The organism is Ruegeria sp. HKCCA0235A, assembly GCF_013033235.1.
GTDB lineage: Bacteria > Pseudomonadota > Alphaproteobacteria > Rhodobacterales > Rhodobacteraceae > Ruegeria.
Map to the genome: position 1 here is coordinate 203,519 of NZ_WQDQ01000006.1, position 23,208 is coordinate 226,726.

23 protein-coding genes are annotated in these 23,208 nt (G+C 59.3%); 4 read left to right on the plus strand and 19 right to left on the minus strand.

Going from position 1 to position 23,208, the window contains the following annotated elements; translation table 11 throughout:
* Entirely contained in the window at positions 1-321 is a 321-nt protein-coding gene (locus tag GOW56_RS12640; RefSeq protein WP_117870533.1) for a hypothetical protein, read from the plus strand.
* Positions 322-342: 21 nt separating this feature from the next.
* On the opposite strand, the gene GOW56_RS12645 is transcribed toward GOW56_RS12640, so the two are convergent.
* The 4 genes from GOW56_RS12645 to pgsA all read right to left on the minus strand — a co-directional run bounded on the left by GOW56_RS12645 (position 343) and on the right by pgsA (position 3,027).
* On the minus strand, positions 343-1,551 hold the full coding sequence (locus GOW56_RS12645; protein ID WP_171206107.1) for a PLP-dependent aspartate aminotransferase family protein: 1,209 nt from the start codon (positions 1,549-1,551) through the stop codon (positions 343-345).
* Between the two features lie 111 nt (positions 1,552-1,662).
* Positions 1,663-2,106 (minus strand): molybdenum cofactor biosynthesis protein MoaE, encoded by a 444-nt coding sequence (locus GOW56_RS12650; protein ID WP_171119781.1) that lies wholly within the window; start codon positions 2,104-2,106, stop codon positions 1,663-1,665.
* A 3-nt stretch (positions 2,107-2,109) separates the two neighbouring features.
* Complete coding sequence (gene moaD, locus GOW56_RS12655) at positions 2,110-2,355, minus strand: molybdopterin converting factor subunit 1 (RefSeq protein WP_171119782.1); 246 nt, start codon at positions 2,353-2,355, stop codon at positions 2,110-2,112.
* Positions 2,356-2,358: 3 nt separating this feature from the next.
* Positions 2,359-3,027, minus strand: coding sequence for a CDP-diacylglycerol--glycerol-3-phosphate 3-phosphatidyltransferase (gene pgsA / locus GOW56_RS12660; RefSeq protein ID WP_152456738.1), 669 nt, complete (start codon positions 3,025-3,027; stop codon positions 2,359-2,361).
* 173 nt (positions 3,028-3,200) lie between these two features.
* On the opposite strand from pgsA, the gene GOW56_RS12665 reads away from it, so the two are divergent.
* On the plus strand, positions 3,201-4,085 hold the full coding sequence (locus GOW56_RS12665; protein WP_171206108.1) for a DMT family transporter: 885 nt from the start codon (positions 3,201-3,203) through the stop codon (positions 4,083-4,085).
* On the opposite strand, the gene uvrC is transcribed toward GOW56_RS12665, so the two are convergent.
* The 7 genes from uvrC to GOW56_RS12695 all read right to left on the minus strand — a co-directional run bounded on the left by uvrC (position 4,082) and on the right by GOW56_RS12695 (position 10,766).
* Positions 4,082-5,944, minus strand: a complete 1,863-nt coding sequence (uvrC, locus tag GOW56_RS12670; RefSeq protein ID WP_171206109.1) for an excinuclease ABC subunit UvrC — start codon at positions 5,942-5,944, stop codon at positions 4,082-4,084. The two genes, GOW56_RS12665 and uvrC, sit on opposite strands and share 4 nt — an antisense overlap.
* 290 nt (positions 5,945-6,234) lie before the next feature.
* Positions 6,235-7,014, minus strand: a complete 780-nt coding sequence (locus tag GOW56_RS12675) for an SDR family oxidoreductase (protein WP_171206110.1) — start codon at positions 7,012-7,014, stop codon at positions 6,235-6,237.
* A 21-nt stretch (positions 7,015-7,035) separates the two neighbouring features.
* Entirely contained in the window at positions 7,036-7,995 is a 960-nt protein-coding gene (locus tag GOW56_RS12680; protein ID WP_171119832.1) for a calcium/sodium antiporter, read from the minus strand.
* On the minus strand, positions 7,995-8,186 hold the full coding sequence (locus GOW56_RS21830; RefSeq protein WP_253282532.1) for a hypothetical protein: 192 nt from the start codon (positions 8,184-8,186) through the stop codon (positions 7,995-7,997). Before GOW56_RS21830 ends, GOW56_RS12680 begins: the two co-directional genes overlap by 1 nt.
* Entirely contained in the window at positions 8,167-8,964 is a 798-nt protein-coding gene (locus tag GOW56_RS12685; protein ID WP_171171301.1) for a S49 family peptidase, read from the minus strand. The genes GOW56_RS21830 and GOW56_RS12685 overlap by 20 nt, the downstream gene beginning before the upstream one ends.
* 114 nt (positions 8,965-9,078) lie before the next feature.
* Positions 9,079-9,840, minus strand: coding sequence for an ABC transporter permease (locus GOW56_RS12690; protein ID WP_171119787.1), 762 nt, complete (start codon positions 9,838-9,840; stop codon positions 9,079-9,081).
* Entirely contained in the window at positions 9,837-10,766 is a 930-nt protein-coding gene (locus GOW56_RS12695; RefSeq protein WP_171206111.1) for an ABC transporter ATP-binding protein, read from the minus strand. Before GOW56_RS12695 ends, GOW56_RS12690 begins: the two co-directional genes overlap by 4 nt.
* A gap of 165 nt (positions 10,767-10,931) precedes the next feature.
* On the opposite strand from GOW56_RS12695, the gene GOW56_RS12700 reads away from it, so the two are divergent.
* Positions 10,932-12,026, plus strand: a complete 1,095-nt coding sequence (locus tag GOW56_RS12700) for a CaiB/BaiF CoA-transferase family protein (protein WP_171206112.1) — start codon at positions 10,932-10,934, stop codon at positions 12,024-12,026.
* Positions 12,027-12,106: 80 nt separating this feature from the next.
* On the opposite strand, the gene hemE is transcribed toward GOW56_RS12700, so the two are convergent.
* Positions 12,107-13,141 (minus strand): uroporphyrinogen decarboxylase, encoded by a 1,035-nt coding sequence (hemE, locus tag GOW56_RS12705; RefSeq protein WP_171206113.1) that lies wholly within the window; start codon positions 13,139-13,141, stop codon positions 12,107-12,109.
* A 106-nt stretch (positions 13,142-13,247) separates the two neighbouring features.
* On the opposite strand from hemE, the gene hemC reads away from it, so the two are divergent.
* Positions 13,248-14,213: a hydroxymethylbilane synthase gene (gene hemC / locus GOW56_RS12710; protein ID WP_171206114.1), complete on the plus strand. Its 966-nt coding sequence runs from the start codon at positions 13,248-13,250 to the stop codon at positions 14,211-14,213.
* Between the two features lie 238 nt (positions 14,214-14,451).
* Here the strand turns inward: hemC and GOW56_RS12715 are convergent, their stop codons facing one another.
* The 7 genes from GOW56_RS12715 to GOW56_RS12745 are packed head-to-tail and all read right to left on the minus strand — an operon-like array spanning position 14,452 to position 23,141.
* Positions 14,452-15,723: an aspartate aminotransferase family protein gene (locus GOW56_RS12715; protein WP_171206115.1), complete on the minus strand. Its 1,272-nt coding sequence runs from the start codon at positions 15,721-15,723 to the stop codon at positions 14,452-14,454.
* Position 15,724: 1 nt separating this feature from the next.
* Positions 15,725-16,828 (minus strand): mandelate racemase/muconate lactonizing enzyme family protein, encoded by a 1,104-nt coding sequence (locus GOW56_RS12720; RefSeq protein ID WP_171206116.1) that lies wholly within the window; start codon positions 16,826-16,828, stop codon positions 15,725-15,727.
* Entirely contained in the window at positions 16,825-17,931 is a 1,107-nt protein-coding gene (locus tag GOW56_RS12725) for a mandelate racemase/muconate lactonizing enzyme family protein (RefSeq protein WP_171206117.1), read from the minus strand. The genes GOW56_RS12720 and GOW56_RS12725 overlap by 4 nt, the downstream gene beginning before the upstream one ends.
* Positions 17,928-19,034 carry a mandelate racemase/muconate lactonizing enzyme family protein gene (locus GOW56_RS12730; RefSeq protein WP_171206118.1) on the minus strand — a complete coding sequence of 369 codons (1,107 nt, stop codon included), beginning with the start codon at positions 19,032-19,034 and terminating at the stop codon, positions 17,928-17,930. Before GOW56_RS12730 ends, GOW56_RS12725 begins: the two co-directional genes overlap by 4 nt.
* A complete protein-coding gene (locus tag GOW56_RS12735; protein WP_171171316.1) occupies positions 19,031-19,609 on the minus strand; it encodes a dimethylsulfonioproprionate lyase family protein in 579 nt (192 codons plus the stop codon). The genes GOW56_RS12730 and GOW56_RS12735 overlap by 4 nt, the downstream gene beginning before the upstream one ends.
* Positions 19,606-20,688, minus strand: coding sequence for an alcohol dehydrogenase family protein (locus GOW56_RS12740; RefSeq protein ID WP_253282531.1), 1,083 nt, complete (start codon positions 20,686-20,688; stop codon positions 19,606-19,608). Before GOW56_RS12740 ends, GOW56_RS12735 begins: the two co-directional genes overlap by 4 nt.
* A complete protein-coding gene (locus GOW56_RS12745) occupies positions 20,688-23,141 on the minus strand; it encodes an FAD-dependent oxidoreductase (RefSeq protein WP_171206119.1) in 2,454 nt (817 codons plus the stop codon). The genes GOW56_RS12740 and GOW56_RS12745 overlap by 1 nt, the downstream gene beginning before the upstream one ends.
* Positions 23,142-23,208 lie beyond the last annotated feature (67 nt).

Genomic DNA, 23,208 nt, shown 5'->3' on the forward strand with positions numbered 1-23,208 from the left:
TTGAACAGAACCGAATTCATCATCGCCACAGCCGTCATTCTGTTTGCGGCCTTCTGCATGGGCTGGTTTGCCAACTGGCTGGCACACCGCCTGTCCCGCGTCCGCCAAAGCGACGTTGCCGATCTGGATCGCATGAGCCAGGAACTGCACGAAGCGGAAGAAACCCGCGATCAGGCCATAACCTACCTTCAGCAACGTGAAGCCGAGTTGACCAATCAGCTGACCCAGACAGAGGCAGAGCTGGCCGCGGCCATGGACGGTCTGCGCGCCGCGCGGCAAGAGGCCGAGGAAATGCGCGGTCGGATCAACAACGCCGACTGAGAAACCGCCTTCCCGGACGGCTCACAGGACCTGCGCCAAATCTGCGATCAGGTCTTCGGGGTCTTCCAGACCAACCGACAGCCTGAACACGCCGTCGCCTGCGAAATCCCGGTAACTTGCCAATTGCGCCCCTTCCAATCGGAAGGACGATTGCATCAAAGCTTCGGTTCCCATCCAGAATATCAGACTGCGATGGTGGCCAAGCGACACGGCATAGTGAACGATCCGGAGTTTATCGATCATCTGCTGGGCCAGTGCCTCGCCTGTTGCGTGATCACCCACCTGAAAAGCGATCATGCCGGATGTGTTGCGCATCTGTTGTTGGGCCAGCTCGTATTGGGGGTGCGATTTCAGCCCCGGATAGATCACTCTGGTCACGCGCGCGCGTGCCTCAAGCCAATCGGCAACGACGGTGGCACCCGCCTGATGCGCTGTCATCCGCAGCGGCAGAGTGGCCATGCCCCGCGCGATCATCCACGCGTTGAAGGGGGACATGATGCTGCCGTGGTGGATCGCGGATTCGGTGCGGATTTTCGCGATCAGGTCCTTTCGCCCGGCCACCGCACCACCGATGGCATCACCATGGCCGCCGATATACTTGGTCACCGAATGCATGATCAGATCAACGCCCAGCTCTTTGCTTGGCTGACCAAGCGGAGACGCAAAAGTCGCATCGCAGGACAGCAACGCCCCCGCGCTTTTGGCAATTGCTGAGACCGATGCCAGATCGGTCAGACGACCGATCGGGTTCACGGGTGTTTCCGTGTGGATGAGACGCGTGTTCGGCCTGATGGCTGCTGATACCGCCGAAAGATCGGACATGTTGACCGTGCTGACATGGATCCCCAGACGCGGCAGCGTGTCCCGCGCCAGCTCTGCCACGCCCGCGTAAGAGACGTCGGAAACGATCAAATGATCCCCGGCAGACAGGAACGTCAGGAAGATGGCGGTGGCCGCCGCCATACCGGACGCCAGACACAGGCAATCTTCGGTGCCTTCCAACATGCTGATCTTGGCCTCCAGCGTCCTGACGTTGGGATTGGCCCAGCGCCCATAAAGATAAGGGGCTTCTTCCTCCAGATCGTGGGCCGAGAACCCCGCCACCTGATCCGTGACGAATGTCGAAGACATATGCAGGGCCGGCGCAGACGCACCGCTGGTCGGGTCCGGGGCTTCGCCTGCATGGATTGCCCGTGTCGCTAGGCCCTTGTTTCTCAGTCCGTCATGCATGGCGCCATCCTCTTGATCCTCTTGCGCAGATTTAGCGCAGGCTCGTGAACCGGCGTCCAGAGAAGAATTGAAACCGCTCGGATTCCAGAACCCCGGGGTGGTCGCGCGACGCTACCAGCGGGTCAGAGCATCTTCGTCCTGATCTTTGGCCGCAACCCATTCGGCGCCGGAACGGGTAATTTCCTTTTTCCAGAACGGTGCGCGGGATTTCAGGTAGTCCATCAGATATTCGGCCGCCTCGAACGCGTCCTTGCGATGCGGGGCCGCCGTGGCCACCATCATGATGCGATCCCCCGGAACCAAGCGTCCAAAACGGTGTATGACCAGCACGTCACCCAATGCCCAACGCGCCTGCGCCTCTTCGGCGATCTTGGTCAGGGCGCGTTCGGTCATACCGGGATAGTGCTCGATCTCCATCACATCCAGATCACCGCTCGCCAGGTCACGCACAACGCCGGTGAAAGTGACGATGGCGCCGTTGGAATCATCCCCGGCGGCAAAGGCATTGGCCTCGGCCCCCAGATCAAATGCCTCTTGCTGAACCGCGATCCGCATCGGTCAACCGCCCGTCATCGGCGGGAAAAACGCAACTTCCCGAACACCTGCCAGCGACGCATCGAAATCCGACAGCTCCTGATCCAACGCAACGCGCAGCGCGGACAGATCGGCAAATGCCGCGGCATAGCGCTCTTCCCGAGCGCTCAGTTCAGTCACCAATTCGCTGACCGTGGCCGCTTGCGTTTCGACCTTTTCCTTTGGCAAGCCGATGCGTTCGCGCACCCAGGCGAAATACAGAACATCCATCGGTTAGCTCTCCTTCAGATGAGGCATGGCTTTACGTAGGTAGTCATAGCCGGTGATCAATGTAAGCGTTGCCGCAATCCACAACAGCCACAGCCCGACCTGACCCGCCCAATACATGCCATCGACATTCAGGCGCAGGTGGTTCACGTCGTCGACCTGACCCGCAATGATCTGCTCGACCAGCTCGGCATCCATGCCAAAACTCGCCATCACGGCATAGTGCTCGAAGATACCCTGCGAAAACAGAACCGCGATGGCGACCATCTGGGCCGTGGTCTTCCATTTGGCCAGTTTGGTGACTTTGAGCGTCCCGGCCACATCGCCCAGATATTCCCGCAGGCCCGAGACAAAAACTTCGCGAAACAGGATCACGGTTGCAGGAAGGACAAGCCACGGCGTCCAGTGCTCGGTCGAATAGCCCACAAGGATCATAAGCGCGATCACCACCATGGCCTTGTCGGCGATCGGATCCAGCATCGCTCCGATCTTGGTCTCCTGCTTCCATGCGCGGGCCAGATACCCATCGAACCAATCGGTAATCGCCGCCGACAGGAACAGGATCAGTGCAAACCAGTCCGCATAGGGACGGGTGAAATACAGAAACATGACTGCCAGCCCGGGCGCGGCCAGCAGGCGCAGGACGGTCAGGAGATTAGGCAAATTCCACTTCATGGCTTGGACCCTATATCGCCGGTCCGGGACAGAAAAGCCAATCAGACAAAAAACTGTATCATTCAAAAGCGCTTGGTCAAAGCGCCGCAGGCCCGACGTCTCAGAACAGTACCTCTTGGCCTTTCCCGGCTTTGCGGTCAGATTGCCGCGCAAGCCCAGCCGGAAAGAACCAGATGACAGCGCATATTCAAACCGACACACGGTCAAACATGATCGGCAGCCTCTGGATGGTCGCCGCGATGGCCGGTTTTGCGCTGGAGGATGCGATGCTGAAGGCAGCTTCAGCCGCGCTGCCGATCTGGCAGGTCCTGGTTCTTTTCGGCGCGGGCGGGTCGGTGATTTTCGCTGCGGTGGCCCGGGCCCGTGGGCAGCGGCTGCTGCAACCTGACGTTCTGTCCCGCCCGATGAAAATTCGGGTGCTGTTCGAGGTCTTTGGTCGGTTGTTCTATGTTCTGGCCATCGCACTGACGCCGTTGTCCTCGGCCACGGTGATCCTGCAAGCCACGCCTCTGGTCGTTGTTGCAGGCGCCGCGTTGTTCTTTGGCGAGACAGTCGGTTGGCGGCGTTGGAGCGCTATCTTTGTCGGCATGATCGGCGTTGTCGTCATCCTGCAACCCTCCGGAGACAGCTTTTCGTTGCTGTCGATACTGGCGGTGCTGGGAATGCTGGGATTTGCCGGACGTGATCTGGCCAGCCGCGCAGCACCTGCCACGCTTGGAACCGAAGTCCTGGGGTTTTACGGCTTCCTCAGCATCATCGTGGCCGGGGTGGCCTATCGGTTCTGGGAGGGCGCGCCGATTGCACCGGTTGGCCTTCACACCAGCCTGCATCTGATCGGTGCGGTGCTGATGGGCGTAATAGCCTATGCGTCGCTGATGAAGGCGATGCGCACCGGCGAAGTGTCCGCCGTGACCCCGTTCAGATACACCCGGCTGTTGTTCGGCATCGGGCTTGGCGTAGCCATGTTTGGTGAGAGGCTGGATCCCAACATGTGGATCGGCAGCGCGCTGATCGTCGCGTCGGGCCTATATATCCTGTGGCGGGGCCGGCAAGCCTAGCCCTTGTCGTGGAAGAAATCGTAAACCTTTTGCGCCAACCCGGCCGAGATTCCTTCGACCGCTTTCAGATCGGCCAGATTGGCCCGGCTGACGGCTTTGGCGCTGCCGAAATGGGTCAACAGAGCACGTTTGCGCGCAGCCCCTACCCCTGGGATTTCATCCAACGGCGTTGCACCCACGGCCTTGGCGCGTTTCGCACGATGGGTGCCGATGGCGAACCGGTGCGCTTCGTCTCTGAGGCGTTGAATGAAATACAACACAGGGTCGTTGCGTTTCAGCGCAAAGGGGCGCTGGCCGATCCGGTGAAACTCTTCCTTGCCGTGGTCGCGGTCGACCCCCTTGGCGACGCCGACCATGGGAATGTCTTCGACCCCATGTTCGACCATGATCTGATGCACCGCGCTTACCTGCCCGGCACCGCCATCGATCAGCAACAGATCGGGCCACAGCCCTTTGTCGCGGTCCGGGTCTTCCTTTTGCAGTCTGGTGAAGCGGCGGTTCAGCACCTCTTTCATCATGCCGAAATCGTCACCCGGTGTCAGGTCATCACCGCGAATGTTGAACTTGCGGTAAGCGTTCTTCATGAACCCCTCGGGGCCGGCCACGATCATGCCGCCGACAGCATTGGTGCCCTGAATATGAGAGTTGTCATAGACTTCGATCCGTCCCGGTGGACCATCCAGATCGAACGCCTCGGCCAGCCCGCGCAGCAACTTGGCCTGCGTGGCACTTTCCGACATGCGGCGGGCCAGAGCCTCGCGCGCGTTGCGCAAGGCACCGGCAACAAGTTCCTGTTTTTCGCCACGCTGCGGCACAAGGATTTCAACCTTGCGCCCGGCTTTTTCAGTCAGCGCGTCCTGCATCAGATCCACGTTTTCGATCCCATCCGACAGGATCAGCTGCCGCGGCGGTTCCTTGTTGTCGTAGAACTGGCCCAGAAAGGCCTCCATCACCTCGGCAGGTGAAACATCCGGGCCGACGCGGGGATAGAAATCCTTGTTGCCCCAGTTCTGGTTCGCACGGATGAAAAACACCTGCACGCAGGCCTGACCGCTGTCCATATACAGGCCGATCACGTCCGCCTCGGCCACACCGCGCGGGTTGATGCCCTGAGAGGTCTGCACCTGCGTCAGAGCCCGGATGCGGTCACGCAGACCTGCGGCGCGTTCGAACTCCATCGCCTCGGACGCGGCCATCATCTGCTCGGCCAACTCCTCCTGTACCTTGGTTGAGCGGCCCGACAGAAAACGTTCGGCGTCCTTCACGCTTTCACGGTAATCCTCCTCCGAGATCAGACCGACACACGGCCCGGAACACCGCTTGATCTGATACAGAAGGCATGGCCGCGTTCGGCTGTCGAACATCGAATCCGAGCAGTTGCGCAGCAGGAACGCTTTTTGCAACTGGTTCAGCGTCCGGTTCACCGCACCGGCACTGGCGAAGGGGCCGAAATAGGCACCTTTTTCCTTCTTCGCCCCTCGGTGTTTCTTGATCTGCGGAAAGTCATGATCCTTGGCGACCAGTATGTTCGGAAAGCTTTTGTCATCCCGCAACAATACATTGTACTTGGGTTTGAGCTGCTTGATCAGGTTCTGCTCAAGCAGCAGGGCCTCGGTCTCGGTTCGCGTGGTCAGGAACATCATCGAGGCCGTCGCGGCGATCATCTTTTCGATCCGCCCCGAATGACCCGGCCGTGTGTAATTCGACACCCGTGCCCTGAGATTTCGGGCTTTGCCGACATACAGAACCCGGCTGTCTGCATCGAGCATGCGGTAAACGCCCGGAGAACTGTCCAGCGTTTTTACATAGCGCTGAATGCAGGCATAGCCGGTGGGGGATGATTCGCTGTCGGTGGTCATGATCCTGAGATATGATTCTCTGGCAATGGCTGCAATCTCACGCCTTCCAGATCAAGAGAAAACAAATCCACGGTTTCTGTGGATAAGTGTGAAGATAAAATTCCGGAAGATCGGAAATCCCCTTGTTTCCTTGCCTTTTCCTTTACTTGCACAAAAAATAGGCAACTTATCAAGTGCTTGTTTTTAAATGTTATTTTTTTGTATACTTAGCAAGTGTATGAAAAAAAAGACATTTTTGTAACGCGCGTGTAACACAATTGCGAGCGGTGCAAAACTTGCAGCAGAATTACTTATTCTACCCCCAGAACATCCGGAGTTTTCCAACCCAGATGCTGACCGCCGTCCACACATAAAAGCTGTCCGGTGACCGCGTGTGCATCCAGAAAGTACCCAAGCGCAGCGGTTATGTCAGACGGGTTGGATCCCCGCTCCAAAACGGTATTTGAACGCTGTGTCTGGAAATGCTCTTCGCTTTGGCGGTGGCCCTGCATCGTGGGGCCCGGCCCGATCGCATTGACACGGATCGTCGGAGACAACGCCTGCGCCGCCGTTCGGGTCAGTGCCCACAAACCCATTTTTGCGATGGTGTATGACATGAACTCGGGCGTCAGTTTACGCACGCGCATGTCCACCATGTTGACGATGAGGCCGGTTGCAAGCGGCTCGCCCTTTTCATCTGTTCCGGCGCTCAGCCCCTGACCTGCCATGGCCTGCGTCAGCACAAAGGGCGCGCGCAGGTTGCTGTCGAGATGTCGATCCCAGCTTTGCCGGGTTGCCGTGCGGATGTTGTCGTATTCGAAGATCGAAGCGTTGTTCACCAGACACGTGATCGGCCCGCCCAACGCCTCGGCCGCTTTAGGCAGCAGCGCCTGAACCTGAGCTTCGTCCAGCAGATCGGCCTTCAGGGTCACGGATTTTCGGCCCAGGGCCTGTACCTCTGCCGCCGTCTCCTGCGCCGGACCTTCGGATGAGGCGTAATGCACCGCCACATCGTAACCTCGATCTGCCAGATACAATGCCATGGCCCGGCCCAGACGAATACCGGCGCCGGTGACTAGGGCTCGGGTCATGCTTCACCTCGTTTTGTCAGATCACACCAGCAATACGGTGACATAAAGCACATAAAGGAAAGTCAACACCAACCCCCAGATGCGCGAGATATCTTGTTTGAAAAATACAAACGGTATCAGCAGCAGCGATGCGCCCAGCATGACCCAAAGATCGAATTGCAGGAACTCGGGATCAACCGGGATACGACCAAACCAGGTTGCGATCCCGATGATGGCCAAAAGGTTGAACATGTTCGAACCGATCACGTTACCCAGCGCAACGTCGGCCTGTCTGCGCAAAGCGGCCATAACTGTTGTCGCCAATTCGGGCAAAGACGTTCCAACTGCGATCAACGTCAAACCAATGACCGTCTCACTGACCCCGTAGGTCCGCGCGATGATCGTTGCGTTATCTACCAAAAGATGCGCACCCATTGGCAGACCAATCAGCCCGAGGATCAGATACACCGACACCTTCCAATAAGGCATGTCAGGATCAGCTTCTTCCAGCCCCTCAAGCTCTTCGTCCACACAGGCTTCACCGCAGGCTTTGCGATGGGCTTTTGCCTCGCGGAAGGCGTTCAGAAGAACAAGACCCAACGCCGCCAGCAAGATCAGGCCGCTGAAGAACGTGAACGTTCCCAAGAATGCCAAACCAATGAACAGAACCGTCGCCATCAGCATGAAGACATAGTTCCGGCGGCTGTTGCATTCACTGGTGTGTAGAGTCGCCAGAAGCGCGGGAAGGCCCAGAACCAGCAAAATATTCGCCGTGTTTGATCCGACCACATTGCCCAGTGCGATACCGGGGGCGTTCTCTTTCAAAGCGCTGATGGCAATCAAAAGCTCAGGCGCGGACGTTCCGAATGCCACAATCGTCAGGCTGACGATCAACGCAGGAACGCCCAGGCGCAGGCTCAGGTTCACGGCACCACGCACAAGGGCGTCGCCTGCCAGCAGCAGAATCAACAGACCCAGACCGGACAACAGCCATGTGGTAATCAAGTCCGGCCTCCTTTTTCACAGGCGCAGGGGCCTTTGCCGATACGATACCGACCGCAGCGCGGACATTTCGCCGAACTCAATTTCTTTTGTCCGGGAAAGCGAAGCTTACCGAACATTGCCAATACGCCCATGGCAATCAGGAAAAGGGTGACGGCCTTGATGATCACGTCACAAACCGAAACGCGCATATGCTGCACGCTCCTCCAGGCCAGCAATGGCATCCTGTGCGAAGCTGGCCCCAAAACGCGTCCAGATCGGTTTGCGCACACCGTAGCGGCGGAACTTGACCTTGTCGCCAAAGCGTTCCTGCATCTTGGGCTTGAGATGAGCGATGCCATCAATCAGGCCCAATTCTTGCGCGCGGCGCGCCAGCCAAACCTCACCGGTGAACAAATCTGCACTTTGATCCAGCTTGTCCCCACGTCGCGCTTTGACATGATCAATGAAGTTTTCGTGGATATCCCCCAGCAAACCTTGCAGGCGGGCCACATCCTCTTTCTTTTCCGGCGCAAACGGGTCCAGCATGGATTTCGACTGGCCCGCCGTATGCACGCGCCGCTCAAACCCTTGCCGCGCCAGAAAGACATGCGCGCCAAACCCGGCCGAGATTACACCGATTGACCCAAGAACCGAACTATCATCGGCCCAGATCTCGTCCGCTGCGGCAGCCAGCCAATAGCCGCCGGAGGCCGCAACATCCTCGACAAAGGCAATCACCGGCACATCCAGCTCTTCCGACAAACGCCGGATGCGGGCACCGATCAGCGAACTTTGCACAGGGGACCCGCCCGGGGAATTAAGCTCAATCGCCACGGCGGCTGGTTTTCCCTTGCGAAACGCTTTTTCCAGAACAGGCGCCAGGGTTGTGTCGTTCAACGCCCCACGCCCCGCCATTCCAATGGAACCGGACAAACGGACAACGGCCACGCAAGGGTGCTTTTTTACGAACGGCAGGCTGAGCTTCATGGGTGCCGATGTAGAGTGCCCCCAACCCGTAAACAAGGGACTCTGCCGGCGTTAAACGCGACGTGAACCAAATTCACACACCCGATGGGCAAAAATGCAACGCCTTGGCGAGGGTCAGCTGCGAATGCGCCAGCCGGTTTTGAATATCCAGCCGATAACCGCCAGGCACAGAGCCGTAAAAGCGACAATGGCAAGAAGGCTGAAAACGATCGGCACATCTGCCAGCCCGTAAAAGGACCAGCGGAAACCCGAAATCAGATAGACCACGGGATTGAACAGCGTGATGGTCTGCCACAATGGCGGCAGCATCGAGATCGAATAGAACGTACCCCCCAGAAAGATCAGTGGCGTCACCACCAACTGCGGCACCAGCGACATCTGCTCGAAGTTGCTGGCCCAGATGCCGATGATGAATCCCAGCAACGAAAAGCTGAGACAGGACAGGATCAGAAACGCGGCCATGGCGAATGGATGCTCGATCCGAATATCGACGAAAAACGTCGCGGTGACCAAAATCACCAACCCCACGAACAACGCCTTGGTTGCGGCGGCACCGACATATCCGATCACGATCTCGATGAAATTGACCGGAGCGGACAACAGCTCGTAGATGGTGCCCAGAAACTTGGGGAAGTAAATTCCGAACGACGCGTTCGAAATCGACAGCATCACCACCGACAACATGATCAGCCCCGGCACGATGAATGCACCGTATGAAACGCCCTCGACCTCTTGGATACGGCTGCCGATGGCGGTGCCAAACACCACGAAATAAAGCGACGTGGACAGAACCGGCGACAGAAAACTCTGTGCCAGAGTTCGAAAGAAACGGGTCATTTCGAACCGGTAGATGGCAGCGATCGCGGTCCAGTTCATGCGGCCTCTCCCGATACCAGATTGACAAAAATCTCTTCCAGGCTTGATTGCCTGGTCTGTACGTCGCGCAACACCAACCCGGCCTCGGACACGTCATTCAGCAAGGTCGTTATGCCGGTACGATCCGCATTGGTATCGTAGGTATAGATCAGACAATCACCTGCGCCGTTGAGGGCCAGATTGTGGCTGACCAGACTATCGGGAATTCGGTCGATGGGTTCGGTCAGCATGACTTCGATCTGCTTTTTTCCCATCTGCGACACGAGTGTGTCTTTGTCCTGCACCAGCAAAAGCTCACCCTTGTCGATGACGCCGACACGATCCGCAATCGCTTCTGCTTCTTCAATGTAATGGGTGGTCAGAATGATGGTGACACCGTCCCGTTTCAGTTCCGCCACAAGCTCCCACATGTCCTTGCGCAACTCGACATCCACTCCGGCAGTCGGCTCGTCCAGAAAAAGCACACGGGGTTCATGGGCCAGCGCCTTGGCGATCAGCACCCTCCGCTTCATGCCGCCGGACAATTCCTTGATCGCGTTGTTGCGCTTGTCCCACAGGGACAGCTTGCGCAAAATCTCTTCGATCCGCGCGTTGTCCTTGCCAAGCCCGAACAGCCCGCGCGACAACCGGACCGTGTTCCAGACCTTTTCAAACGGTTCCAACGCGATCTCTTGCGGTACAAGCCCTATCATCCTGCGCGCTGCGCGATAATCGGACTGTGTGTCATGCCCGCCAACCGTGACCACCCCCGAGGTCGGAGTCGTTATTCCACAAATCGTCGAAATCAGGGTTGTCTTTCCGGCGCCATTTGGTCCCAGAAGCGCAAGTATCTCACCCTCTTCAATATCCAGAGACACACCCTTCAGCGCCTCGAACCCATCCGCGTAAGACTTGCGAAGGTTTTTGATGGACAAAATGGTCGTCATATCCGTTCCCCGTTCCGACCGAGACCCTATCGCGCGGAACCAGCCTGTAACAGGTCAATTTCGCACAACGGGCTGCGCATTCTGTAATGGTTGTCAGAACCATGCTCAATTCCAACTTGCAATCCGTCAACCCACCCGCAAACTCTGCCACAACGGAGGGCGCCGATGCTGAATGGAATACGCATAGTCGAAATCGAAGGGCTGGGCCCCGGCCCGTTTGCCGCCATGCAGTTAGCTGATCTGGGCGCCGACGTCATCACGATCCACCGCAAAGGCCAGGCAGTAACACCGGGCATGCCGGACAGCTCGCTTCTGGACCGCGGCAAACGATCGATCGCGCTTGATCTGAAGGATCCCGAAGATCTGGCGACCGCCCGCCGCCTGATTGACACGGCAGATGCACTGATCGAAGGCTTTCGCCCGGGCGTGATGCAGAAGCTGGGACTTGGCCCGGATCTTTGCCTGACCCGCAACCCAAAACTGATATATGGCCGCATGACAGGCTGGGGGCAGGATGGTCCGCTGGCCGAAACGGCTGGGCATGACCTGAACTACATCGCCTTGTCCGGTGCGCTCTGGTACGCCTCTCTCCCGGATCAGCCGCCTCAAACCCCTGCAACCCTGGTCGGCGATATCGGCGGAGGCGCCATGTACCTTGTCGCGGGCATCCTGGCAGGTTTGATCAACGCGCAAAGAACCGGAAAAGGCACCGTGGTCGACGCCGCCATCTACGACGGCTCGGCCCATATGATGAACCTGCTGATGACGATGCGCCAAACCGGCAACCTGTCCGAGACCCGCGGCCAAAGCCTGCTGGACGGCCCGCATTGGAGCCGAACCTACGCCTGCGCGGATGGTGGGTTTGTTTCGGTCCAATGCCTCGAACCAAAATTCTACGCCCGATTTCTGGAAATCCTGGACCTGTCCCATGACCCGGCGTTCCAACAACAATACACCCGCAAGCTCTGGCCCGACCTGACCCGGCGCCTGGCCGAAATCTTCTCATCCAAGCCGCGCGACCATTGGGCCAAATTGTTCGACGGGTCAGATGCCTGCGTCGCCCCGGTTCTCAGCCCCGACGAGGCCGCAGCCCATCCGATGAATGCGGCCCGTCAATCCTGGCGCAAGACAGACGGCACCCTACAGGCCGCCGCCGCCCCACGCTTCTCCACACATCGGTGGCAACCGAAGCCCAGCCCGGCTCGCGGCCAGCACACAACCGAGATCCTGAACGACCTCCAAGCCCCCGAAAGCACCTGACGCACGCTTCATCTGGCCGGAAATATCCCGGGGGTGAATTGGCCAGCGGCCAAGAGGGGGCTGGCCCCCTCCTACGCGCCCTACCCGCCGCGCACCGTATCGATCATCAGCTGAACATTCTCAGGATCTGCATCCGGTGTGATCCCATGGCCGAGGTTGAAAATATGCGGCCCCCTGGAAAATGCGCGCACGATGCGCCGGGTCTCATCCACCAGCGCCTGCCCGCCCGTAACCATGTGCGACGATGCCAGATTGCCTTGCACACAGCCATCAATCTGCACCTTCTCAGCTGCCCATTCGGGCGACACGGAATTGTCCAGCGCCACGCAATCCACGCCGGTCGACCTTGCAAACCCTATGTACCCGTCGCCTGCTTCCCGCGGAAATCCAATCACGGGGATGCCGGGATGACGTTCCTTGATGGCGTGCGTGATCACCCGGCACGGCTCGACCGCGTATTTGCGGAAAGCTTCGCCCTTCAAAGACCCCGCCCAACTGTCAAATATCTTGACCACCTCGGCCCCGGCGTCGATCTGAGCGGACAGATATTCAATCGTTGCCGCGGTGATGCGATCCAACAGCGCCTCGAACAAAGCAGTATTACCTTCGCGCAGCGCATGGGCGGGACCCTGATCCGGCGTGCCGCGCCCTGCGATCATGTATGTGGCAACTGTCCACGGGGCGCCTGCGAATCCGATCAAGGTGGTCTCGGACGGCAATTCCCGCGACAGAATGCGCACCGTTTCGTAAACCGGTGACAATGTCTCGTGAATCGCGTCAACCGGTTTCAACGCATCAAACTCGGCCTGCTGCGTGATGGTAGACAAACGCGGGCCTTCGCCGGTCACGAACCAAAGATCAGCCCCCAGCGCCTGTGGAACCAGCAGGATGTCGGCAAACAGGATCGCCGCATCGAACCCATATCGCCGAATTGGCTGCAAGGTGACTTCTGCTGCCAGTTCAGGATTGTAGCACAGTGACAGGAAATCCCCGGCCTGAGAACGTGTGGCTCGGTATTCCGGCAAATACCGGCCTGCCTGACGCATCATCCAGATCGGCGGCACATCCTGAACTTCGCCCGCCAGCGCCCGCAGCAATTTCTTTGTCTCTGCCATATTCGCCCCCAGCATTCAGGTTTTGGCAACGGGTCGTCCTTCGGCGGCAATTTGTCAAGCTCAGCCCCCATTGTCAGGGCAATGTGACGCGACTAAAGCTGTGCACATGACTTTGACCCTGCCCACCCCCGCATCGCCCCTCAGAATCGGCACCCGTGGTTCGCCACTGGCTCTGGCTCAGGCCTATGAAACGCGCCAGCGCCTGAGCGATGCGTTCGATCTGCCACAGGATGCGTTCGAAATCGTGGTGATCAAGACGACCGGTGACAATCGCGCCATGATCGACGCGGATCGCCCGCTGAAGGAAATCGGCAACAAGGGCCTGTTCACCAAGGAAATCGAAGAGGCGATGCTGCGCGCCGAGATCGACATCGCCGTGCATTCAACAAAGGACATGCCCGTTGAACAACCCGAAGGGCTGGTCCTGGATACGTTCCTGCCGCGCGAGGATGTGCGCGACGCCTTCATCTCACCGCGGTTGGGCTCGATCCACGATCTGCCCGAAGGCGCCGTTGTGGGCACCTCGTCCTTGCGGCGGCGGGCGCAGCTGCTGAACCGGAGGCCGGATCTGAAAGTGGTCGAGTTTCGCGGAAACGTGCAGACACGGCTGAAAAAGCTTGAAGACGGGGTTGCCGATTGCACGTTTCTGGCAATGGCAGGCATTCGCCGTTTGGGAATGGATGAGGTTCCGGCCAGCGCCATTTCCCCTGACGACATGCTGCCGGCGATCGCGCAGGGCACCATCGGCATCGAACGGCGCAGCGACGACATGCGCGCGGCCGAAGTGCTGGACGCGATTCATCACACGGAAACGGGATGGCGTCTGGCGGCTGAACGCACATTGCTGGCCGCGCTAGACGGGTCCTGCGAAACCCCGATCGCCGGCCTTGCCGAACTTGACGGCGACACCCTAAGGTTGCGGGGCGAAGTGCTACGCCCGGACGGAACGGAAACCGCCAGCAGGGATATGACCGGCCCCGTCGAGGATGGGCCTGAGATGGCCCGCGCGATGGCGGCTGAACTGCTTGAACAGGCGGGGCCTGATCTATTCGATTGGAAAAATTCAAAATAAATTCGTTTAGTGTGAACTTGATCACTGTAGCAGGCGGCGCGATCAGGCATTACTGTGACATACCGAAGAGGAAGTCGGGTCAGTCTCGAAAGTATCGAAAAGTTTTCAGATTGCCGGTGTTTTAATCAGTATTCGAGGGGGCGAGGCTGACCCCCGGCTTCCAAAGGTAGCGGGTCGCTGTTGAGTTCAACAGCGACCCGTTTACGTTGTGCCAGATTGCGTTGTGCCAGACCCGCGTTCAGGAAATCGCTTCGACGGCGTGACGAACGGCCTCTCTGGTCTGTTCCAGATCCGCTTCGGTAACCGCCAGCGACGGGTACAGTTTGCCCGGAGCCTTGAAGACCCCATGCGCCCGCAACGTTGCATTGTAAGTGGCATTGCGCTGCGGATCATCATGGTTTGCGCTGCGATAATCCCGACATTCGGCCTTGGTGAAATAAATGTCGAACAAGGTCTCGTTACCGCAGATGCGATGGGCGATGCCCGCCTCATTCAAAGCGTCCGATTGCATCTGCTGCAACTGCCTCCCAATCGAGCGCAGGTGTTCATAGGTGCCGTCGCGACGCAAAACCTCCATCGTCTTCAGCCCCGCCGCTGAGGCTATGGGGTTGCCGGACAAAGTGCCCAACTGCATCAGCCAGCCCTGTTCTCCGACTTTCGATTTGTCGAAATGCTTCATGATCTCGGTGCTGGCACCCAATGCCGCCAGAGGGAAACCACCACCGGTGATCTTGCCAAGCGTACAGATATCCGGGGTCACGCCATATCGCTCTTGTGCGCCGCCATAAGCCAGACGGAACCCGGTGACGATCTCATCAAAAATCAGCAGCACACCAAATTTGTCGCACAAGGTCCGCAAGCCCTGCAAAAACCCCGGCTCGGGCGGGATGATCCGCTGCAAGGGTTCGACCATGATCGCAGCGACATCATCATGTTCGTCCAGCAGCGCCGCCACCGCGTCAAGATCATTGAAAGGCGCGATCAGCATCTGCTCGGCCACGCTTTGGGGGATACCGGCGCTGTCGGGAACGGCCTGCGGGAAATTGACCCGGCGGCTGGGGGCCAGGCTCATCTGCGCCTCGGCGCTCATTCCGTGATACCCCCCTTCGAACTTGAGGATCTTGTCGCGCCCGGTATAGGCACGCGCCAGCCGCATGACGTACATGTCTGCTTCGCCCCCAGAGGCAACAAAACGCACCTGCTCGCAACAGGGGACGGCTTCGATGATGGCCTCGGCCAGTTCGATGCCCTTGCTGTTGTTGGCGAAGAAGGTCATACCTTTGGGCAATTGCTCCAGCACCGCTTCCATCACCTCGGGGTGGCCATGGCCCAGCAGCATCGGGCCGGACCCGATCAGATAGTCGATATATTCGTTCCCGTCCTCGTCCCAAACATGGCTGCCCTCGCCACGGGCGATGATGATGCCCGGATCGAAGTTGCCGAAACCGCCAGCTGGCAGAACCTCTTTTGCGCGTGCTATCCACTCGGACTGTGTCTGGATCTTCAGCATCTCAATCAATCTCCAAAATCGGGGCGCCAAGAATTTCGAGGTCAGGTGTCACACCTAAACCCGGGCCTTCGGGCGATGCAATCCGGCCGTTTTCACGGTTTGGTGCGTCGGGACACAGGCGCGGAGCAACGTAAGAGGACAAGTCGCAAGTGTTCATCAGCGATCCATGCGGGGTCGAAGCCGCAAAATGCAGCGAAGCCGCCGTTACGATATCCGATCCCCAGGTGCATTCTGCACAAATCTCGGCACCCAGCTGCACGGTCAGATCGCGTGCGCGGCGCATTGCCGAAAGACCACCGAACTTCGACAGTTTCAGCGCCACCGCGTCCATGCAACCCAGCTCATGCGCCCGCATCAGCGATGCAAGATCAAAGGCGTTTTCGTCGATCTTCATGGGCAGACCCGTCGACTGACGAACAGCGGCGCAGTCTTCCAGTGTTTTACAGGGCTGTTCCAGCATCACATCCAGATGCGCCACCGCGCGCCCGGTTCGCGTTGCCTGAAGGCGCGATGCGCCGCAGTTCCAGTCGCCATACACAAGCGGTCCGGTTCCGACGGCTTCGCACACTTTGATCAGCCGCTCGGCATCGGCTTGCCAATCACCCTCGACACCCAGCTTGAGCTGGAATTGCCGAATGCCCGTCTGAAAGGCTGCCTTGGCGATGCGCGCCATTTCGTCCGGCGCGATACATGTGATCGAATGATAAAGCGGCATATCCGCCCGAGTCCGCCCGCCCAGCAACGCGTAAACCGGCACCCCCGCCGCGCGACCGAACAGATCCCACAGCGCAATGTCGACGATCGATTTCGCGTAGCTGTGGCCTTGCAGAAACCCGTCCAGCTTTCGCATCGGTGCGTCGACCCCAATTGGCGAAATCCCGAGAATCTCGGGCCCCATTTCAGCGATGGCCCCCGGTACTCCATTTGCATAGGCGGGCAGATAATGCGGGATCGGGCAGACCTCGCCCCAACCTGTCAGACCTGTATCCGTCTCAAGGCGCAGGATATGAGACGTCACGGTCGCGCAGGTCTTGCCGCCAGCCATGTGATAGGTTTCATGGCTGGTCAGATCGACGGACCAGAGTGTAATCTTGTCAATTCTCAAGCATATTCTCCTACTGGATCACCCAATGCGGCTTCGTCCGGATGCACGCCCAGCCCCGGCGCTTCGGGCAGATGCAGATGGCCATCGACGTTGCGGGGCCCTCGACCACCTGCAACATCAACCGTGATCATGTCCTGACAGGCCCAAACCGCGTGGCAATGGTCATCCGGGATCGTGGCGGCCAGATGCAGCGCTTCGGTATCGGCCAGAACCGTTCCACCGGTGGCCATCACGAACATGTCTATTCCATGGGCCAGCGCGATATCGCGCATCCGCGCGGCCTTGGTCAAACCGCCCACGCGATTCAGCTTGATCCCGAATATCTGGGCCAGACCATCGTGGGCAATCCGGACGGCATCCTGCAAGGTCACAAGGGACTCGTCCACAGACACAGGGGACGCATGAAGCCCCGAGATCGCCGCGATATCATCCAGTGTTTCGCAGGGTTGCTCGAACATCACGTTCAGGTCTTCGCAGGTGCTCATCACCCGCAAGGCCTGCTGGCGCGTCCAGCCACGGTTGACATCATACAGAACAATCTCTCCGGGCTGCCGGATGCTTTCCACATCCCGCACACGGGCAATGTCCCGCTCGACATCACCGCCGATCTTCACCGAATGCGCGACATAGCCGCGCTTGCGATACCGCTCCATAACCTCGCGTGTTTCCTCGACGGTTTTTGCCCCGACCGAGGACGCAATCGGGCGCGGTGTCCGCGATCCGCCGCCCATCAGATCGGCAATCGGCAAGCCCGCCGCCTGACCGGCAATATCCCAGCAGGCCATGTCTATGGGGCTTTTAGCATAGAGATGTCCGGGCAAGGCTAGATCCATGGCCCGTTCCACGTCCAGCACGCGACGCGGATCAAGGCCCAGGATGAAGGGGGCCATCGTTTCGATCCCGGCCCGGATGCCCGGCCCGTGCGCGGGTACATAGGTGTGCCCCCAGGGCGTGCCCTCGCCCCAGCCGACCAGACCGGTATCGGTTTCGAGCTTGACCAGCGTCGCATCAAGCGTTTCGAACTTCAGGCGCCCCCCTGAAAGCCAATAGGGATGCTCGAGCGGCAAATCGACCTGAAAAACGGTAATGGTTTCAATCTTCATAAAGCATACTCCGCCACGGGTGCGCCGAGGCTTTCAAAATCGGGGGTTGCACCCAATCCCGGCGAATTGGTTGCATATAGCTTTCCGTCTTTCACGACAGGACCGCCGACGCCCGTAGATCGCGTGTTGTAGTTCATCAGATCCGTGGTGTTCTGCAGGTATTCAGGCGGGGTCGACGCCGCAAAATGGGCGACAACCGAAGACGTGATCTCTCCTCCCCAGGTGTCCTCGCTGACCACAGGGATGCGGTTGTCGATCAGGTAGTCCCGTACCCGCCGGGCTTTGCTGATTCCGCCAAGGTTCGAGATCTTGAGACAACAAATCTCTGCCCCCCGGTCTGCGACGATACGCTGGGCCATATGGATCCCGGTCACGCATTCATCCAGCTTCAATGGCTGCTCGGCAATCCGGCGCACTTGCTGGCATTCCTCATACGTGCGGCAAGGTTGTTCGAGAATGAAATCCAGATCCCGGGTCTCGCGTGCAACGCGGATCGCATCGTCCACGCGCCAGCCCTGATTGGCATCGGCCATGGCTTTCTCGCCGGGTTTCAGCAACGGTACAGTGGTGCGTATCCGGTCAATGTCACTGGCCCAGTCGCTGCCCACTTTGATCTGAAACTGCCGATAACCCTGTTCCCGGTACCGGTCCATCTCGGCCACGGTTTCCTCGACCGCTTTCTGCGGAGCGACCCGGTACATTGGCGCGCCATCCGTCAGCTTGCCGCCCAACAGCATCCAGACCGGCTGATCACACGCCTGACCCAGGATATCCCAGCATGCCGCATCGAACGGCGCCTTGGCATAGCCATGCCCCTGTACCAGATGGTCCATCAGGTGCTCGATCCGCCCCACCTGACGCGGATCCTCGCCCAGCAGTTTGCCGGCGACGAGACGCGCCAGCGCAGCCACACCTTCGGAATGGGCCACCATGTAGTTTTCGCCACAGGGCGTGAACTCACCGCAGCCCCGCAAACCCGCGTCAGTGTCGATTACCACCACCGATGCGATGGCAGTTTCAATTGCGTTTCCCGCACCCCAGGCATAGGTACCGCCGACATAGGGAAGCCCGGTCTGGTAAATTCGGATGCGGGTGATTTTCATGCGGCGTCCATTCTGGGCAGGTCGCCCATCCCTTCGCCTCGCCACAGGACAAAGGTCAGGATCGGTTGGTCCGTCGTTATCATGGCGTGGCTTTGCCAGCTTTTGTGCTGTCGTGTCTGGTTCGGGCCGACGAAGGTTTCATCCTCGTCGCTTCTAAAAACTGCTCCGCCCGCAAGGGTCAGATACAGCTCTTCCGCCTGATGGCTGTGCCAGTCATAATCCAGACCCGCGCCCCAATATCCCACGTAGCCGCGCAATTGGGTCGAGTGGAAATGCCCGGTCGGTCCGAACAGTTCGTAATACCCGTACCGATTCAGGAAATCCGCACCGACTTCCTCTTCGGTATATGTGTGTTTCCATTCCGCCAGATGCGCGCTGGCCTTGATCGCCGCGACCAGATCACGGGTTGGCGCCACGCCATCAAGGCCAAAATCGCCCACCAGATTGGTCGCCGGAATGTGAGCAGGCTGCAAACCCGTCGGTGTCAGATCGTCCGGCCATGATGCAAACGCGGCAAGGTCAGGATGCGCCTGATGCAATTGGCGGGCCGCCTCGAGAACATCATCCAGCGTCATGGCACCACCACGATATTGCCGGTGTGCTGTTTGGCGATGAACGCCGCTTGAGCTTCCCGCAACTCCTCCAAAGGATAGGTTGCGGCCAGAGCCGGCTTGATTTCGCCGGCTTCAATATATGCCACGAGGTTCTTCATGACCTCGGGTCCGATCACGGTCGAACCGGTGAAGGTCAGATCGCGCAGATAGAACGTCCGAAGGTCAAGTTCGACCATCGGACCTGCAATGGCCCCCGAACAGGTGTAGCGCCCGCCGCGCTCCAGTACGTCGATCAGGTTCGGCCAGTAAGGGCCACCGACCACATCGGCGACCACGGTGATCTTCTCGTCGCCCAGCGCCGACCGCAGATCTTCAGGTGTGCGGGGCAATATCACATCAGGGCCAAGATCGGCGACGTCGGCGTGTTTGGATTCGGATGCCATCGCAATCACACGCGCGCCACGGCGTTTGGCCAATTGAACCAAAGCACCACCCACCCCGCCAGAGGCACCGGGCACAAGAACGGTGTCTTTTTCCGTCACGTTGGCACGGGACAGCATCCCTTCGGCGGTAGAATAGGAACAGGAGAATGTGGCCAGTTCAGCATCCGACAGTTCCGAAGTGATCGGCACCGCATTGACCGCCAGAGTCGTGGTATATTCGGCGAACCCGCCATCGCGTTCCGAACCAAAATACCCTGTCTTGTTCATGTTGCCGGGATCAGCCGGATCTCGCAGCCAGCCATCCGTGATGACACGCTCGCCGATACGAGCGCTGTCCACGCCCCCGCCAACGGCAACGATACGGCCGCAGACATCTGCGCCCTGAATGCGCGGGAAGGTGATCGGGTTGCCGCCCCATGTCGGGTCTTCTTCACCGACTTCCTCGAATGCGCCACCGGTGGTCGCATCCGTTACGGTCTTGGAATACCAGCCGGACCGCGTATTGACGTCGGTATTGTTCAGGCCGCAGGCTGCGACCCTGATCAGAACTTCACCGGCCGCGGGTTCGGGGCGCGGCCAGTCTTCCTGCATCACCATCTGTTCCAGACCACCATGGCCCATTGTGACCATGGCTCTCATCGTATCGGGCAGGCTCATCAAGCGGTCTCCAGTATGGCGTCACTGCGGGGCAGCAAACTGTCGGGGTCGTAAGCAGGTTTGTCCAGAACACGGGCGGCACGGGGTTGGCCATGGATCACGACCTCCAGCTGTGTCCCGGCCTTGGCCGCTTCGGGCTTGAGGTATGCAAAAGCCAGAATCTTGCCGACGGTGTGGCCATAAGCGACCGACGCCGTGGACCCGACGACGCGCCCGTCCAGCAGCACCGCCTCTCCGCCATGCCCATCAATCTCTCCATCCGGTTCAATTGAAAGATAGGCACAGATCCAGGGCAGATCGGTGTTGAGCGCCTTGTCCTTGCCCAGATAATCCTTGTCGGTGCGCGCAAAACGCAGCACGTCGGCCTCGGCCAGAGTGACCTCGTTGGTCAACTCGCCCGCGCCTTTGAAGCCCTTCTCCATTCGCATCACGTTCATGGCAAAGCTGCCGTAGTCGGTGATGCCATACGCCTCACCTGCCGCCCAAAGCGCGTTGTAGACGTCGAGGCAGGCGGCGTTGGGCATGTGCAGCTCCCAGCCCAGTTCCCCGGCATAGGACATGCGGAAGGCCCAGACCTTGTGACCGGCGATGGTGATTTCCTGCGCGGAAAGCCAGCGGAACCCGGCATTGGTCAGATCGGCATCGGTGCAGCGCGCCAGCACGTCGCGCGAGCGGGGGCCGTTCAGGGCCAGGGCAGACCAGTCAGAGGACAGAGCGGTGATCTGCACATCCTCATCCGCGCGCTGCTGCGCCAGATGATCCAGCAAGCGCTGTTCGAAGAATGCGGCGCAGACCAGATAAAAGCGGTCCTCGGCCATACGCACGATAGTCGTCTCCAACTCGATCCGGCCACGCCTGTTCAGCATGTGGGTCAGCGTGATCGAGCCTACCTTTTGCGGCATCCGGTTGGCGGTCAGCCGGTCAAGCAGGGCATAGGCCCCCGGTCCCGAAACCTCGACCTTGGTGAAGGCGGTGACGTCCATGATGCCGACGCTTTCGCGCACCGCTTTGACCTCAGCCGCGACCATGTCGTCAGCGGGGGTGCGGCGGAAGGAATAGTGGTCGCGCTGCTCCACACCGTCCCGCGCGAACCAGCGGGGGCGCTCAAAACCATAGGCCTCTTCATGCACCGCGCCCTTGGATTTCAACAGCTCATGCAGCGGCGACGGCTTGATCGGTCGCCCGGCCAGACGGTTGAAATGCGGAAAGGGAATTTCATGGCGCAGGCAGTAGTCTTCCTCGGCCTTGATCACCTGCCAATCCTTCGTGGCATAGCTGCCGAACCGGCGCGGATCAAATTCGCGCATCGAGATATCGGCGGCACCATGCACCATCCACCGCGCCAGTTCGCGGGTCAGACCCGGCCCCCAGCCGATGCCGATCTGTGTCCCGCAGCAGCACCAATAGTTCCGAACACCCGGTGCTGGTCCGATCAGAGGGTTGCCATCCGGCGGATGCGAGATCGCCCCGTGAACGTCGCGCTGAATACCCAGTTCGGCAAAGATCGGCATCCGGTTCAGGCTTTCCTCAAGCCACGGCATCACCCGGTCGTAATCCGCGTCGAACAACCAGTTTTCGTATTCCCATGGGCAGAGATCATGCCAGACCGAGTTCGGGTTCTCTTTTTCGTAAATCCCGATCAGACCGCGCTGCTGCTCCATCCGGATATAGCCCGAGACCTTGCGGTCATCACGGATCACCGGCAGTTCGGTGTCCAGGTTCTGGAATTCAGGCACCGGTTCGGTCACGAAGTAATGGTGCGTCATCGAGGTCATCGGCAGTTGCAGCCCCGACCACTCGCCCATTTGCCTTGCATAGGTGCCGCCTGCATTCACCACATGCTCGCAGGTGATGGTGCCTTGCTCGGTCTCAACCACCCATTCGCCATTCTCGGCTTGCGTGATGTTGGTGGCGCGGCAGCTGCGAAAGATGCGAACGCCTTTTTGCCGTGCTCCAGCGGCCATGGCCATGGTCACATTGGTCGGGTCCACATGCCCGTCATCCGGCGTATGCAGCGCGCCCAGAACGCCTTCGAGATTGTAGAACGGATGCAGTTCAGCCACCTTTTCGGGGCCGACAAGCTCGATATTGAAGCCCAGAGACCGACCAACCGACAAGGTGTGGCGCAGCCAGTCCATCTCATCCTCGGTATAGGCCAGACGGAACGAACCGCAGCCATGCCATGTGACGGGCTGGCCGGTTTCGGCCTCCAACTGACCAGAGTACAGGCCAATATTGTAATCCACGCATTTGCCCAACCCAAAGCTGGACGTCGAATGCGTGATCTGTCCCGCTGCATGCCAGGTGCTGCCGCTGGTCAACTCGGCCTTTTCCACCAGGACGGTGTCAGCGCCCCACCCTTCATGCGCCAGATGATAGGCCAGACCGACCCCCATGACACCTCCGCCCACGATGACCACGCGGGCATGTGACGGCAGATTCTTCTCGGACATGATTTTTCCTCTTCCCGAGTCGCGTTTCTGCTCGACAGGCTAATTCCACAAATGTACCATCGTCAAT